The sequence below is a fragment of the Vitreoscilla filiformis genome (assembly GCF_002222655.1).
GTDB classification, from domain to species: Bacteria; Pseudomonadota; Gammaproteobacteria; order Burkholderiales; family Burkholderiaceae_C; genus Ideonella; species Ideonella filiformis.
Genome location: NZ_CP022423.1, coordinates 2674995 through 2689941, shown reverse-complemented (window position 1 = coordinate 2689941; position 14947 = coordinate 2674995). Strand labels below are relative to the sequence as shown.

17 protein-coding genes are annotated in these 14947 nt (G+C 62.8%); 12 read left to right on the top strand and 5 right to left on the bottom strand.

Annotated features, from left to right (window positions below):
• Positions 1-5 precede the first annotated feature (5 nt).
• Together argF and VITFI_RS12665 are read right to left on the bottom strand one after the other, a co-directional pair.
• On the bottom strand, positions 6-947 hold the full coding sequence (gene argF / locus VITFI_RS12670; protein WP_198301466.1) for an ornithine carbamoyltransferase: 942 nt from the start codon (positions 945-947) through the stop codon (positions 6-8).
• Positions 948-964: 17 nt separating this feature from the next.
• A complete protein-coding gene (locus VITFI_RS12665) occupies positions 965-2164 on the bottom strand; it encodes an aspartate aminotransferase family protein (RefSeq protein WP_089417270.1) in 1200 nt (399 codons plus the stop codon).
• A gap of 78 nt (positions 2165-2242) precedes the next feature.
• Here VITFI_RS12665 and VITFI_RS18775 point away from each other — a divergent pair, with 78 nt between their 5' ends.
• Positions 2243-2770 carry a DUF3579 domain-containing protein gene (locus VITFI_RS18775; protein ID WP_332461883.1) on the top strand — a complete coding sequence of 176 codons (528 nt, stop codon included), beginning with the start codon at positions 2243-2245 and terminating at the stop codon, positions 2768-2770.
• A gap of 133 nt (positions 2771-2903) precedes the next feature.
• Here VITFI_RS18775 and rpsT read toward each other — a convergent pair whose 3' ends face one another.
• Positions 2904-3209 (bottom strand): 30S ribosomal protein S20, encoded by a 306-nt coding sequence (rpsT, locus tag VITFI_RS12655; RefSeq protein ID WP_089417268.1) that lies wholly within the window; start codon positions 3207-3209, stop codon positions 2904-2906.
• Positions 3210-3344: 135 nt separating this feature from the next.
• Here rpsT and murJ point away from each other — a divergent pair, with 135 nt between their 5' ends.
• The 8 genes from murJ (at position 3345) to VITFI_RS12615 (ending at position 11343) form a co-directional block, all read left to right on the top strand.
• Positions 3345-4901: a murein biosynthesis integral membrane protein MurJ gene (murJ, locus tag VITFI_RS12650; RefSeq protein ID WP_089417267.1), complete on the top strand. Its 1557-nt coding sequence runs from the start codon at positions 3345-3347 to the stop codon at positions 4899-4901.
• Between the two features lie 71 nt (positions 4902-4972).
• Positions 4973-6034 carry an AI-2E family transporter gene (locus VITFI_RS12645; protein ID WP_089418142.1) on the top strand — a complete coding sequence of 354 codons (1062 nt, stop codon included), beginning with the start codon at positions 4973-4975 and terminating at the stop codon, positions 6032-6034.
• Positions 6031-6726: a DnaA regulatory inactivator Hda gene (hda, locus tag VITFI_RS12640; RefSeq protein ID WP_089417266.1), complete on the top strand. Its 696-nt coding sequence runs from the start codon at positions 6031-6033 to the stop codon at positions 6724-6726. The genes VITFI_RS12645 and hda overlap by 4 nt, the downstream gene beginning before the upstream one ends.
• Positions 6707-7384, top strand: coding sequence for a histidinol-phosphatase (locus VITFI_RS12635; RefSeq protein WP_089417265.1), 678 nt, complete (start codon positions 6707-6709; stop codon positions 7382-7384). The genes hda and VITFI_RS12635 overlap by 20 nt, the downstream gene beginning before the upstream one ends.
• A complete protein-coding gene (pcnB, locus tag VITFI_RS12630) occupies positions 7381-8934 on the top strand; it encodes a polynucleotide adenylyltransferase PcnB (RefSeq protein WP_089417264.1) in 1554 nt (517 codons plus the stop codon). Before VITFI_RS12635 ends, pcnB begins: the two co-directional genes overlap by 4 nt.
• Positions 8931-9419: a 2-amino-4-hydroxy-6-hydroxymethyldihydropteridine diphosphokinase gene (gene folK / locus VITFI_RS12625; protein WP_089417263.1), complete on the top strand. Its 489-nt coding sequence runs from the start codon at positions 8931-8933 to the stop codon at positions 9417-9419. Before pcnB ends, folK begins: the two co-directional genes overlap by 4 nt.
• Before the next feature lie 244 nt (positions 9420-9663).
• Positions 9664-10311, top strand: a complete 648-nt coding sequence (locus VITFI_RS12620; protein ID WP_089417262.1) for a DUF47 domain-containing protein — start codon at positions 9664-9666, stop codon at positions 10309-10311.
• 21 nt (positions 10312-10332) lie between these two features.
• Positions 10333-11343: an inorganic phosphate transporter gene (locus VITFI_RS12615; RefSeq protein WP_089417261.1), complete on the top strand. Its 1011-nt coding sequence runs from the start codon at positions 10333-10335 to the stop codon at positions 11341-11343.
• 4 nt (positions 11344-11347) lie between these two features.
• Here VITFI_RS12615 and VITFI_RS12610 read toward each other — a convergent pair whose 3' ends face one another.
• Both VITFI_RS12610 and VITFI_RS12605 read right to left on the bottom strand, forming a co-directional pair.
• Positions 11348-12415 carry a DUF72 domain-containing protein gene (locus VITFI_RS12610; RefSeq protein WP_198301465.1) on the bottom strand — a complete coding sequence of 356 codons (1068 nt, stop codon included), beginning with the start codon at positions 12413-12415 and terminating at the stop codon, positions 11348-11350.
• Positions 12408-12947: a GNAT family N-acetyltransferase gene (locus VITFI_RS12605; RefSeq protein WP_089417260.1), complete on the bottom strand. Its 540-nt coding sequence runs from the start codon at positions 12945-12947 to the stop codon at positions 12408-12410. Before VITFI_RS12605 ends, VITFI_RS12610 begins: the two co-directional genes overlap by 8 nt.
• A gap of 199 nt (positions 12948-13146) precedes the next feature.
• Between VITFI_RS12605 and rpsP the strand changes: the two genes are divergently transcribed.
• From rpsP to trmD, 3 genes are read left to right on the top strand one after another with little or no spacing between them, the layout of a single operon-like run.
• Entirely contained in the window at positions 13147-13428 is a 282-nt protein-coding gene (gene rpsP, locus VITFI_RS12600; RefSeq protein ID WP_089417259.1) for a 30S ribosomal protein S16, read from the top strand.
• A gap of 42 nt (positions 13429-13470) precedes the next feature.
• Positions 13471-14073 carry a ribosome maturation factor RimM gene (rimM, locus tag VITFI_RS12595; protein WP_089417258.1) on the top strand — a complete coding sequence of 201 codons (603 nt, stop codon included), beginning with the start codon at positions 13471-13473 and terminating at the stop codon, positions 14071-14073.
• Positions 14074-14082: 9 nt separating this feature from the next.
• Entirely contained in the window at positions 14083-14853 is a 771-nt protein-coding gene (gene trmD / locus VITFI_RS12590; RefSeq protein WP_089417257.1) for a tRNA (guanosine(37)-N1)-methyltransferase TrmD, read from the top strand.
• Positions 14854-14947: the final 94 nt, after the last annotated feature.

Sequence of the window (14947 nt, the reverse complement as noted above, 5' to 3'; positions counted from 1 at the left end):
TAAAGTTACCCAATGCGTCCGATCAGCAGGTACTCCATCAGTGCTTTTTGTACATGCATGCGGTTTTCGGCTTCATCCCAAACCACGGATTGCGGGCCATCGATCACCTCGGCGGTGACTTCCTCGCCACGATGCGCGGGCAGGCAGTGCATGAACAGTGCGTCCGGCTGGGCCACGGCCATCATGCTGGCGTCCACGCACCAATTGGCGAAGGCTTGAATGCGAGCGGCGTTCTCGGCCTCGTAGCCCATGCTGGTCCACACGTCGGTGGTGACGAGGTGAGCACCTCGGCAGGCTTCACGCGGATCGTCGAACACCTTGTAGCAGTCGGTGTTGCGAATACCGGCCACCTTGGGATCGACCTCGTAGCCGCTGGGCGTGCTCACATGCACCGTGAATCCCAGGATTTCTGCGGCCTGCAACCAGGTGTTGGCCATGTTGTTGCCGTCCCCGACCCAGGCCACCACCTTGCCTTTGAGGCATGACAGATCGAAGCCCCGTGCCCCCACCGGTGCGCGGTGTTCCAGGTACGTGAACAAGTCGGCCAAGATCTGGCAGGGATGAAACTCGTTGGTCAAGCCGTTGATCACCGGCACACGCGAGTGCGCCGCGAAACGTTCGATCTTGGTTTGCTCGAAGGTGCGGATCATCACCAAATCGACCATGCGGCTGATGACGCGCGCCGAATCCTCGACCGGCTCCGAGCGGCCCAGTTGGCTGTCCCCCGTGGTCAGATGCACCACCGAGCCGCCCATTTGGTACATGCCCGCTTCAAAACTCACGCGGGTGCGGGTGCTGGCCTTCTCGAAAATCATGGCCAGGGTGCGATCCGTCAGCGGCTGGTACTTTTCGTAGTTTTTGAAGCGCTGCTTGATGACACGGGCCCGTTCAAACAGATAGGCGTATTCCTCAGCCCGAAAGTCTTTGAATTGCAGGTAGTGCTTCATGAGGCTGTGTCCCGGTTTCATGCGGCGGCGGAGGTTTCGGCAAGGAATTGCTGGATCACGGGGACGAGCAAGGCGACGATTTCGTCCGCCTCGGCTTGCGTCAGGATGAGCGGGGGCACCAGGCGCACCACGGTGTCGGCTGTGACGGACAGCAGCAATCCCGCCTCCATCGCCCGGGTGAGGATCAAACCGCAAGGACGATCCAGCTCGATGCCCAGCATCAGCCCTTCACCTCGGATGTCCGCCACTCCCGGCAGAGTGCTTAGCTCAGCCACCAGTCGGCCCTTGAGATGTGCGCCAACGGTGGCCGCGTTGGCCATGATTCCGTCTTCTTCCATGATGCGCAGGGTCTCGATGCCCGCCCGCATGGACAGCGGGTTGCCGCCGAACGTGGTGCCGTGGTTGCCAGGGCCGAAGATGTTCTTGGCTTTCTCGCCCACGACCACGGCTCCGATGGGCACACCCGAGCCTAGGCCCTTGGCCAGCGGCATGACATCCGGCTGGATACCGGCCCACTGGTGGGCAAACCACTTGCCGGTGCGCCCGATGCCGCATTGCACTTCGTCCAGCATCAACAGCCAGTTGTGTTCGTCACAGATCTGGCGCACTTCGCGCAGGTAGTCCCAACGGGCGGGGTTGATGCCGCCTTCGCCCTGGATGGTTTCGAGGAACACGGCCACCACGTTCGGGCGCGAGGCTGCCACGTCGCGGATGGCTTGTGCATCGTTCAGTGGCACGCGCACGAAACCTTCCACCAGGGGGCCAAACCCAGCTTGAACTTTGGGATTGCCCGTAGCGGAGAGGGTGGCAATCGAGCGGCCATGAAAGGCTTTCTCGAACACAATCACTTCGGGGAAATCGATGCCCCGGTCGTGACCATACTTGCGCGCCAGTTTGAGGGCGGCTTCGTTGGCTTCCAGGCCCGTCGAGCAGAAAAACGCGGCTGACAAGCCGGACAGTTCACACAGCTTGGCACCCAATGCCTCTTGCAACGGGCTTTCGTAATAGTTGGACGCGTGGATGATTTGGGCGATTTGCTGTTGCAGTGCCGGCACCAGTTTCGGGTGGTTGTGACCCAACGTGTTCACGGCGATACCGCCCAAGCCATCCAAATAACGTCGGCCTGCGGTGTCCCAAACGCGGCAGCCTTGGCCATGCGACAGCGCAATCGGCAGCCGGCCGTAGGTGTTCATCACGTGGGGCATCGAGGCGGTCATCAGCTCTCTCCAATCAACAAATCAGGGGGGAGGTAAGGGAGAAAGCGGCTGATTCTAAGGCTCAGCCATAAGCAAACGATGACTGCAAGTGTTCGCACCGAGTCAGGGGAGGGTGGCGCGGGAATTGCTGCGTTGCAGCAGCTACGGGCGCACAATAGCGTCTCTGCGTCACAGACGCCCGGGACAACCCCTAACCGGAGACAGCGTCTTGCCAGTTTGCGCCCCTACCATCGCGCACCCCCTCCAGAAAACCACTGTCCATTCCCCCTGCCCATGTCTGTCACCAAGCCCCGCGAGTTCTTCATTCAGGGCCTTACCTCCCAAGGCCGTACATTCAGACCAAGCGATTGGGCAGAGCGATTGGCCGGTGTGATGTCCCCCTTCCGACCGGGAGGCGCCAAGATGGGCATCGGTGCGCACATCGGCTATTCGCCGTACTGTGTGCCGCGTGTCATCAATGGCGTGAAGTGCGTGATCGTGAGCGAATCCCTCAAGGCGTTAGAGCCGATGGCTTGGGAGTTCGTCATGAATTTTGCGCGTGACAACGATCTTCAAGTCACGGAAGCCTGTTTGTTGCCCGAGCCGGGCGAGGCACCGCGTCGCTGAGGTTGCGACGCTTGGGCAGCCTGGGTGCTGCCCTCGTTTCAATTCAACACGAATCGGGTTTGAACGCATCCCTGCGCACCAAGCAAAAAGGCCCGCCGAAGCGAGCCTTTTTGACATCCACCCGGAAGCCGTATCAAGCAGCAGCGAGGCCGATGGCCTTGATCTTGGCCGACAGACGGCTCTTATGACGAGCAGCCTTGTTCTTGTGGAAGATGCCCTTGTCAGCGATCGAGTCGATCACGGCTTGAGCCGTCTTGAACACTTCGACGGCTGTGGCCTTGTCGCCAGCGGCAACGGCCTTCAGGACATTCTTGATCGAGGTGCGGAACTTAGAGCGCAGCGACGAATTGGCTGCGTTCAGCTTCACATCCTGGCGAGCGCGCTTGCGGCCCGACGCCAGGCGCACGGTGCGCTTCTTGGCTTTGGAAGAGGTGGCCATTGTGTATTTTGTTTCCAGGTGGGGAAAGACCGTCGATTCTAGCACCTGTTCTCGGAATGAAGCAAGACATCGACGGGCTGGTGATTTTTATAATGCCGTTTTGTGTCCCTCTGCCTCTTGCCGGGCAGCTTCCCCATGAACCTGCTCAAGGCCGCTTCGACGGTGTCGTTGTGGACGCTCATGTCCCGCGTGACGGGTTTGGTGCGAGACCAGCTCATCGCCTCCGCTTTCGGTGCCAGCGCGCTGACGGATGCGTTTAACGTGGCGTTTCGCATTCCCAATTTGTTGCGCCGCCTATTTGCAGAAGGTGCGTTCTCGACGGCGTTCGTGCCGATTTTGGCTGCTTCGCGTGCAGGGCAGGGGGATGATGCCACCCGCACCCTGATTCACGCTGTGGCCACGGTGCTGTTCTGGGCCTTGGTGCTGACGTGTACCCTGGGCATCCTTGGTGCGCCCGTGATCGTGTGGCTGTTCGGCGCCGGTTTGCAGGAGCTGGATCTGGCGGTGGTGATGACGCGCTGGATGTTCCCCTACATCGGGTTCATGTCGCTGGTGGCCTTGTCGGCAGGGGTTCTGAATACGTGGAAGCGCTTTGCCATTCCAGCGGCGACGCCCGTGTGGCTGAATGTGGCCATGATTGGCTGCGCTTGGTGGGCCGCTCCTTGGCTAGAGCGCCAAGGCATCGCCCCCATTCATGCGCTGTCGATGGGGGTGATCCTGGGGGGCTTGCTTCAGTTGGGATTCCAAGTGCCGGCGTTGTGGCAAATCGGCTGTCTGCCGCGCATTGGCATGACGCCTGCGGCCATCCGGCGGGCTTGGCAACACGACGGCGTGCATCGGGTGTTGCGGCAAATGGCGCCTGCGCTGTTGGGGGTGTCGGTGGCGCAGTTGTCTTTGCTGATCAACAGCCAAATTGCGTCGCACCTGGGGCCGGGGGCCGTGTCGTGGATGTTCTACGCTGAGCGCTTGATGGAGTTTCCAACGGCCTTGTTGGGGGTGGCATTGGGGGTGGTGCTGACCCCTGGGCTGTCCGCCTTACAGGCCAAAGGAGATGCCGCTGGTTACTCGGGGCACCTGGATTGGGGGCTGCGCCTGGTGTTGCTGCTGGGCCTGCCCTGCGCCATCGCCACGCTGGTGTTTCCCAAACCCATGCTGGCCGTGCTGTTCCACTACGGAAAGTTCAGTGCGCACTCGGTGGACATGTGTGTCTTGGCTCTGCGGGGCTACGGCTGCGGGTTGCTGGCCATGGTGGCGATCAAGGTGCTGGCCCCCGGTTTCTTTGCGCGGCAAGACATGCGCACGCCAGTTCGGATTGCCGTCGCCGTGCTGGTTTGCACGCAGTTGCTCAATTGGGTGTGCGTGCCTTGGCTCGGACACGGTGGGCTGACGCTGTCGATTGGCTTGGGCGCGGTGATCAATGCCACTTGGCTGTACGTGGGGCTGCGGCGCTGCGGGGTGTACCGTCCGGAAGCGGGATGGGGCGGGTTTTTGATGCGGGTTGGCGTGGCCAATGTGCTTCTGGGTGGATTGCTGTGGCAGGCCAGCGAGCGCTTTGACTGGATCGCCCTGCAAGCTCAATGGGCGTGGCGTGCGGGTTTGCTGGCCGTGGTGATGTTGACCGCTGCCGTGCTGTACTTCGGTGCATTGCGGCTGATGGGGTTGAATGTGCGCCAGTTCGCCCGGCGCGGTTGAGGCATGTCAAGTCGGCGTGACCCCTACAATGCGGCGCTTCCGGCGCGCTCGCGCCCTTGCTGCTGTTGCCGATGAATTTGTCTGCCCCCCAACGTCAGACGCTGGCATGGCTGGTGATCGCCCTGGTGCTGGGCGGGTTGCTGTGGGCTTTGGCCCCGGTGATGACGCCTTTTCTCATCGCTGCCGTGTTGGCCTATGCCCTGCATCCCGTCGTGGAACGGTTGGTGTACCGCCGTGTGCCCCGCGCCCTGGCCGTCGGCTTGACCGTTGGCAGTGTGTTGCTGGGGGTAGCTGTGCTGCTGTTGTTGGTGGTGCCGATCTTGTCACGCGAGTTGCCGTTGTTGCGCGAGCAAATCCCGATGCTGGCGCGACGCCTCAACGATTGGGCAGCACCTTGGTTGGCGCACACGGGCATCAAGCTGCAACTGGACGTGGCCGGCATTCAAAACCTGGTGCGCAACGCACTGAGTGGCAACCTCGAAGAGTGGTTGGGCACGGTGCTGAGTTCGCTGCGCATCGGCGGCAGTGTGGTGCTGGCGGTGGTGGGCAATGTGGTGCTGGTGCCCGTGGTGTTGTTCTACTTGTTGCAGGATTGGCCGTCGGTTGTCACGCAGGCTGGCCGGTTGGTGCCGCCGCGTTACCGTGCGCAGGTCGAAGACTTTTTGGGTGAGTGTGACGAGCTGCTGGGACAGTACTTGCGCGGCCAGCTCATGGTGATGTTGAGCTTGGCGGGTTATTACATCCTGGGGCTGAGTTTGGCGGGGTTCGAGCTGGCTTTGCCAGTTGGGTTGCTCACGGGGTTGCTCATCGTCATTCCCTATCTCGGTTACGGGCTGGGGTTGTTGCTGGCGTTGCTGGCCGCGTTGCTCCAGTTCTCTGGCAGTTATGGTTTGATTGCCGTGGCGATCGTGTACGGAGCCGGCCAGGTATTGGAGAGTTTTGTGCTCACGCCCCGGCTGGTGGGTGAGCGTGTCGGACTCAGCCCAGTGGCGGTGATTTTTGCCCTGCTGGCCTTCGGTCACCTGCTGGGTTTTGTGGGGGTGCTCATTGCCCTGCCGCTGGCCGCTCTGACGGCCGTGGCTTGGCGCCGTGCGCGAGCGACCTATCTTGAGAGTGAGCTGTACCGGGGATGAAGCAGATTCCGCTGCCCATCGGGTTTGAAGCCGAACCGACGTTTGACGATGTGATCCCCGGCGAAAACGCGTTGGCGCTGACGTGTCTGCGCCAGATGGCGTTGCCCGGGCCGCCCGTGTACTTGTGCGGCCCTGCGGGTTCGGGCAAAACGTACTTGCTGGCTGCCTTGGCGCACGATGTGCGTCACGCTGGGGGCCGCACAGGCTGGTTTGACGCAGAAGCCCCCCTGCCGTGGGAGTTCGACGAGGGCTGGTCACTCATCGTCATTGATGGCGCGGAGCGGCTGGACGCAGCACATCAGCACGCGGCGTTTCGGCTATTCATTGAGGCGTCCACAGCGGGCATCCAGATGGCTTCGGCGGGGCGTCAACCGCCGGTCAGCTTGAATGTGCGCGAGGATTTGCGCACACGTTTTGGCTGGGGCCCGGTGTTCATGCTGCAACCGCTGTCGGATGCGGGCATGCGCTACGCCTTAGACCGCGAAGCCCAGCGCCAAGGGCTGACCTTGCCCGACGAGGTGCTGGACTACCTGCTCGGCCACTTCGAGCGCGATCTCTCCAAGCTGATGGATGTGTTGCATCGGCTGGATCGTTTTGCCCTGGCGCGCAAGCGCCCTGCCACCGTGCCGCTGCTCAAGCGCATGCTGGCGGAAGAACAACAGGATGGATGGGATGAATCTCGCCCTCTTTGACCTCGATGGCACTTTGCTGCCCGGGGATTCGGATCATGCGTTCGGCCAATTCATGGTCGACATCGGCTGGGCTGACGCGGCCACCTGGCAAGCGCGCAACGACGCCTTTTTTCGCCAATACCAAGCCGGCACGTTGAATCTGGCGGAGTACATCGAATTTGCCACCTCGGTGTGGCGCTCGCGCCCACTGGCGGAGGCCGAGGCCGCCCACCGGCGTTTCATGGCCGAGGTGATCACCCCCATGATTCACCCGTCGGCCCTGGCCTTGGTGGCGCAGCACCAGCAAGCAGGTGATTGGGTGGCGGTGGTGACAGCCACCAATGAGTTTGTCACGGCCCCCATCGCTCAAGCGTTCGGCATTGCGCATTTGCTGGCGGTGCAGTTGGAGCGTGATGTCCACGGCCATGCCACGGGGCGCATCGCTGGGGTGCCAACATTCCAAGCTGGCAAGATCACCCGGGTCACGGCTTGGCTGGCCTCCCAGGGCAAAACCCTGGCCGATTTCGACGATGTGGTGTTTTACAGCGATTCCACCAACGATTTGCCCCTGCTAGAACGGGTGCGCACGCCCGTGGCCACCAACCCGAGCCCTGCGCTGAAAGCCATCGCACAAGAGCGCGGTTGGCGTGTTTTGAACCTGTTCACGGAGGCGGCATGATCCGCAAATTCATCAAGAAACTGTTGGGCAAAGCCGAAGCACCGGCGCCCGAAACTGTGGCGCCTCCCGTGCCTGTGATCCCGCTGGGCCAGCGGGTGGATGTACCGGTGGCGGCACATGGCATCGATCCCAAGTTGCTGGACGATCGGGCCATCAAGGTGGTGACCACGTTGCAAGACGCTGGGCACGCCGCCTACATCGTGGGCGGTGCCGTGCGGGACTTGTTGGTCGGGCGGCGCCCCAAAGACTTTGATGTGGCCACCGACGCCACGCCCGAGCAGGTCAAGGCGCTGTTCAAGCGAGCGTTCATCATCGGGCGGCGTTTCCGCATCGTTCATGTGGTGCATGGGCGCGGACGTGAGCACGAGGTGATCGAGGTTTCGACCTTTCGCGCCTACTTGGATGCGAGTGCCGCCGAGCAAGTTTCGGGCAACGAGCGTTCGGCCAAACAGGACATGGCGGGCAAAAGCCATGTCGTGGACGCCAGTGGCCGGGTGCTGCGGGACAACGTTTGGGGCCCACAAATCGAAGATGCGGCCCGGCGTGATTTCACCGTCAACGCCATGTACTACGACCCGCGCACCCAGACCGTGGTCGATTACCACCAGGGTTTGGCCGATGCCCAAGCCCGCGTGCTGCGCATGATTGGCGATCCGCCAACGCGCTACCGGGAGGATCCGGTGCGCATCCTGCGTGTGGTGCGCTTTGCGGCCAAACTGGGGTTCTCCATTGAGCCGGCCACGCTGGCGCCGCTGCGTGAGATGGCACCGTTGCTGCGCAACGTGCCTGCATCGCGCATGTTCGATGAGATGCTCAAGCTGTTGCAGACCGGCCATGCCTTGGCCAGTCTGGCGCAGTTGAAGGCCCTGGGGCTGGATCGGGGAATTTTTCCGGTGTTGGACGCCGCATTGGCCGACGCCCCGGAGGGCAGCGAGCGTGCCCGTTTCATCGAGCTGGCGTTGCAGGACACGGATCGCCGCGTGCAACAAGGCCGTGCGGTGGCGCCGAGTTTCTTGCTGGCGTGTTTGCTATGGCACGAGGTGTCGCAACGCTGGGCGGTGCTGCGCGCTGACAGCGAGCAGCCGATTGCGGCGTTGTCGCAAGCCATTGAAGCGGTGTTCGAAGCCCGTGTTGGTGATCTGTCGGGCCGGGGCAAACTGGCCACCGACATGCGCGAGATCTGGATGATGCAGCCGCGTTTTGATCGCCGTGGGGGACGCCAGCCTTTCAGTTTGGTGGAGCAGCCTCGTTACCGTGCGGGTTATGACTTCCTGAGGTTGCGTGCCGATGCAGGCGAAGCCAGCTCGGATCTGGCGGATTGGTGGGAAGACTTTGCCCTGGGCAGCGATGCTGATCGGGAAGCGCTGCAAGACACCGTGCGGCAAGTGCCGCGTGCAAGCCGCAAGGCGGCCCGCCCTGCGGCGCCTGCGCCCGCTGCGCCTGTGGCCGAAGGGGACGTTTCGGAGGCAGAAGCCCAGCGCAAACGGCGGCGGCGTCGGCGCAAGCCGGCTGGGGCCGAAGGGAATGCACCCGCCGGTGACGCGCCATGATCCCCGCCCCCGTGACGGGGGTGTGGGTGGGTCTGGGGGCCAATTTGGGGGAAGCTGAGGCCACGCTGCGTGCGGCCTTGCTGGCGCTGGCCGAGCTGCCCCAGACGACGCTGCGGCGCCACTCCAGCCTGTACCGCACCGCACCCATCGATGCCGGTGGCCCCGATTACCTCAATGCCGTGGCAGAGCTGCACACGGCCCTGGCCCCGTTGGCCTTGCTGGATGCCTTACAAGCCTTGGAGCTGGCCCATGGCCGCGAACGGCCTTACCGCAACGCGCCGCGCACACTGGACTTGGACGTGCTGCTTTGGGGCGATCGGTGCATTCAGCACCCGCGCTTGAGCGTGCCACACCCCCGCTTGCACGAGCGAGCCTTCGTGTTGATGCCGTTGGCCGAACTGGTGCCGGATCTGTTCATCCCTGGCGTTGGCCTCTTGCGCGAGAGTCTGGCTGGCGTCGCGGAGCAGCGTATCCAGCGCCTCTGAATCGTCAAAATCGATGTGCTGACAATGGGTTGGCGGTTGTCATGAAGCGGTCATGGACTGTCATGAGACTGTCATATTTCAACCAAGAGGGCTGACTACAATCGCGGGTTTTCGAGAGTGTGACATCTCGATGAAAACTTGATGACAAAACGCCGGCTGACTCTGGCGCGTCCGGCCCACCCAGCAGGGCACCCCACGCCCACACGCTGGCCCCGCTTCTGACCCATCCCCCGAGGAGAACCGAATGATTTTCGGCAAGCTGTTGCCCAAAGACGGCAACTTCTTTGAGCTGTTCAACGAACATGGCCAACAGATCGTCGAGGGGGCACGCGCCTTCGTGTCGATGATTCAGTACTACAACACGCCGGATCTGCGGGAAAAATATGTGGCCGAGGTGGACGACGCCGAGCGCAACGCCGACAAAATCACCACCGAAGTGCATCGTTTGCTGCACCGCACCTTCATCACGCCCATCGACCGCGAGCAAATCCACAGCCTCATCAACTCGATGGATGACATCCTCGATTTGCTGCAAGACTCCAGCGAAGTCATGGCGCTCTACGACGTGCAGCACATCACCGAAGACGTGCAGCGCCTGGGCGAAATCTCGCTCAAATGCTGCGAGCGTGTGCAACACGCCATCACCCTGTTGCCCAAGCTGAACCAGCCGGAAGTGACAGAAGCAGCGCTCAAAACCTGCGAAGAAATCGACAAACTCGAATCAGACGCCGACCGCGTGATGCGCAGCGCCATGTCCAAGCTGTTCCGCGAGGAAACCGACACCCGCGAGCTGATCAAGCTCAAGGCCATCTACGAGCACTTGGAGTCGATCTCCGATTGCTGCGAAGACGTGGCCAATCTGATCGAGGGCATCGTCCTCGAAAACTCCTGATCTGCTGACGGGTCAACAAGCATGGAAGCAGCTTCCATTGCGTTCTGGGTCGTGGCCTTGCTGGTGGCACTGGCACTGGCATTCGACTTCATGAACGGTTTCCACGACGCGGCGAATTCGATCGCCACCGTCGTGTCCACGGGTGTGCTCAAACCGCAGCAAGCGGTGTTGTTCGCCGCCTTTTTCAACGTCATTGCCATCGGGATTTTTCAGCTCAAGGTGGCGAGCATGATCGGCAAGGGCATCGTCGAGCCCGGCGTGGTGGATCACTACGTCGTGTTCGGGGCACTGGTCGGGGCGATTTTCTGGAACGTCTTCACCTGGTGGTATGGCATCCCGTCCTCCAGCTCGCACGCCTTGATTGGCGGCATCATCGGTGCGGTGATGGCCAAAGCCGGGGTGGCCAAGCTGATTGGCGCGGGCATTTTGAAGACCGTGCTGTTCATCTTCGTGTCGCCATTCCTGGGTTTCACGTTGGGGTCACTCATCATGGTGGCGGTGGCGTGGTTGTTCCGCCGCACATCGCCGATGCGGGTGGATCGGTGGTTCCGACGGTTGCAACTCGTTTCGGCGGGCCTGTACTCGCTGGGCCATGGCGGTAACGATGCGCAGAAAACCATCGGCATCATCTGGATGCTGCTGGTGGCCGCCGGCTACATGACCACGGAAGACAAGCGTCCGCCCGATTGGGTCATCTGGTCGTGTTACCTGGCGATCGGTGCAGGCACGATGTTTGGCGGTTGGCGCATCGTCAAGACCATGGGCCAGCGGCTGACCAAGCTCAAGCCCGTGGGAGGGTTGTGCGCAGAGACCGGGGGCGCCATCACGCTGTTCTTGGCTACGGCGATGGGTGTTCCAGTGTCCACCACCCACACCATCACCGGTGCCATCGTGGGCGTGGGCTCGGTGCGCAACGCTTCGGCGGTGCGTTGGGGCTTGGCCAGCAACATCGTCTGGGCTTGGATTTTCACCATCCCGGCTTCGGCCTTCGTGGCGGGCACGTTCTACTGGATCGGCACCCGCATCTTCTGAGGTGTCAGGCCCGGCGCGGCGCCGTGGCTTCGGCCACGATCTGCCGTGCCAGCGCCGCCACCGACAGCGGCGCGCTGCCCTCGGCCTTGTTGTTGATGCACAGATAAGCTGCGTGCCCCGCGTGCGCAGTGGCGTGCAGCACCCGCGCCAGCGTTTGGCGCGTGGCGACATCTTCATCCACCAGTTGGTTGAACGGGGCGTAACCCGCTTTGGCCTGCTCGTAGCCGTGCGCGCCGTGCATGCGATGCAGGTTCCAACGCCCCACAAACGGCCCTGGCCACAGCGCCCGCAACAGCGGCAATTGGGCCTCCAGCGGCGGCAAACGTGGATGTACGCTCAAGCAGTAACGCGCCCCGTGATCCCGCAACAAGTCCCGCAATGCGGGGGTGAGCCACTCGGCGTCGCGCACTTCAACGGCCAACACCCCGTCGGGCGTGTGCTCGGACAGGCGCGGCAGTGCGGCCAAAAAACGCGCCAAACGTTGCAGCAACGCGTTCATGTCACGTTTCAAGGCGGTCGGCAGCGGGCTGATTTCGATCACCAACGCGCCGGTGCGCTCCCCCAAACCCGCTAACACCGGCGTGATGAACTGTTCCATCGCCAAAGCCGGATCCAGCCAATGAGGGTTGAGCCGCTGCACGCGGCCTTGCGCATCGCGCTCGGCGGCGTCGCTGAACAAGGCCGGCGCTTTGACCATGAAACGAAAATCCGCCGGCACCTGCTCGGCGTAAGCCGCGTAGGCTTCGGTGGGCATCGGTTTGTAAAAACTCCGATCCAAGCACACGCTGGTCAGCAGCGGATGTTGGGCATACGCCGGCAGGCCTTGCTTCGACAACTCGCCGCTGCTGTGCTCACCCGCCCACACCAAGCCCTGCCAGCCCGGAAAACTCCATGACGATGTGCCCAAGTGCAACCGAGGCGGCAAGCGCCGGGCCAGGGCCAACACCGACGGATCGACGGGCGCCGGCAGCACCGGCACGGCCTCGTTGCGACGGGGGCGGCGTTGCATCACGTTGGGCACGTCGGGCAAGGTGTCGGGGCCGAACAGGCCCGGCTGTGTGGGATCAGGCATCGCGTGGGGCGCTGCGCTCGCCCAAACCGAGGGGGCGCTGCATCATCACCACATCCAGCCAGCGGCCAAACTTCCAGCCCACGCTCCCCAACGTGCCGGTGTGCTCGAACCCCAAACGGGTGTGCAAGGCAATCGAACCTTGGTTGGCACTGTCCCCGATCACAGCCACCATTTGCCGAATGCCCAAAGCTTCGCAGCGGGCGATCAGCTCGGCCAGCAACAGTTTGCCGGTGCCGCGTGCGCGGGCGTCCGGATGCAGGTAGATCGAGTCTTCCACACAGAAGCGAAATGCCAGGCGCGGTCGGAAAGGGTTGGCATAGGCATAACCCAGCACCTGCCCACCCGCTTCGGCCACCAGCCACGGTAAATTTTTGGCGAGTACATCCCGGCGCCGCTGCGCCATGTCCTCCACGCTGGGCGGTTCCAGTTCGAACGTACCGGTGCCGTGGCGCACCGCATCGGCATAAATGGCGGTGATGGCGGGCAAGTCAGCCTCCGTGCTGGGGCGGATGAGCAATGTGTCGTCGGACATGGTGTTCTCCATCAGGAATCGATCTATAATCCTACGCTTTGGCTGCGGCCCGTTGGGTTTTCAAAGGGTGTATCTAACCAGCCGAAAAAACAAACGTTTCGATGTGGCGCCGTGTGGCTGGCCGCATCGGTGCCGGCCCGGTTGCGCTGAGTGTCTCCAGCCGTGACAGGCCACCCCAAACTCTGCAAGGAACGACAAAATGGTCGTGATTCGTCTGGCTCGTGGTGGCTCCAAGAAGCGCCCTTTCTACAACGTCGTCGTGGCTGATTCGCGTGAGCGTCGTGATGGCCGCTTCATCGAGCGCGTGGGTTTCTACAACCCGATGGCCCAAGGCAAGGCCGAAGGCCTGCGCATCGCGTTGGATCGCGTGACCTACTGGCTGGGCGTTGGCGCTCAACCCTCGGACGTGGCCGTTCGCTTGATCAAGCAAGCCCAGGCCCAAGTGGTCGCCGCTCCGGCTGTTGAAGCCGCTGCCGCCTAAGGCCTGCTGCGCTCAAGCCACATTCACAACTGGAGTTCACACATGAGCACCTGGGGTTCCGACGATGTGGCTTGGCCTGACGATGCGGTCGAAGTCGGTCGCATCCTTGACGCTTGGGGTATCAAAGGCGAGTTCAAGGTTCAACCCTTCTCAGCTGACCCCAAGGCGCTGTTTTCTTCCCGGCGCTGGTTCCTGAAACCCGCCGAAGCCACCGCCCAACGCCCGGCTGTGCCGGTGCCGCCCAAGGCGGGTGTGGCTCCGCTGCCCACGCTGCTCAAAATCACCGTTGCCCGTCAACACGGGGACGTGGTGGTGGCCCGTGCGCAGGATGTGCCCGATCGCAACGCCGCCGAAGCCCTCAAGGGCGTGCGCGTGTTCGTGGCGCGCAGCAGTTTCCCCACGGCGGGGAAAGACGAGTTTTACTGGGTCGATCTCATCGGCCTGAATGTGGTGAACCGCGAAGGCGCCGATTTGGGCGCGGTGGTCGATCTGATCGACACCGGCCCGCACTGCGTGCTGCGCATCCGCCCAGCCGGTGCAGCGGCGGACGCCGACGAGCGCCTCATCCCCTTCGTAGCCGCTTACGTGGACGACGTCGATCAGGTGAACAAACGCATCCTGGTGGACTGGGGCCTGGACTACTGACAGACTCGGATGCGTTTCGACGTCATCACCCTGTTCCCCGAGCTGTTCGCGCCGTTCCTGACCCAGGGCATCAACCGCCGCGCCTTCGAATCCGGCCAAGTGAACGTGACGTTCTGGCCGCTGCGCGACTTTGCCGCCGACAACTACCGCCGCGTCGATGATCGCCCCTATGGCGGCGGCCCCGGCATGGTGATGTTGGCCGAACCGCTGGAACGCGCCCTGTCCGCCGTTCGCACGGCGGCGGAGGCCGCAGGCGCCCCGGCACGCCCCGTCATCCATTTTTCCCCGACGGGCCGTCGCATCGACCAAGCCTTGATGCGCGAGATGGCCGCGGGCCCCGGTGCCGTGCTGCTGTGCGGGCGCTACGAGGGCATCGACCAGCGCGTGCTCGATCGGCATGTGGACATCGAACTGAGCCTGGGAGACTTTGTACTCTCCGGTGGCGAGTTGCCCGCGCTGGCCTTGCTGGATGGCATCGCCCGCCTGCAAGATGGCGTGCTCTCCGACGCTCGCTCGCATCAGCAAGACAGCTTCGAGGACGGCCTGCTGGATTGCCCGCACTACAGCCGCCCCGAACGGCTGTGCGTCGAGGAGGGCGAGTGGCCAGTGCCGCCGGTGCTGCTGTCCGGCCACCATGCGGCCATTGCGCGCTGGCGGCGCGAGCAATCGCTGACGATCACCGCGCAACGCCGCCCGGATTTGATCGACGCCGCTCGGGTCGCGGGCCGTTTGAGCAAAGCCGACGAACGGTTTTTGGCAAACCTCGACAACGCGCTATAATCGAAGGCTTTTCGATCCTCTGCCGGGCATTTCGGTGCAGGCCCAACCGGGTGGGCACCAAGCTCCTTCAACCAGCGCCGGCACGATCTTTGGA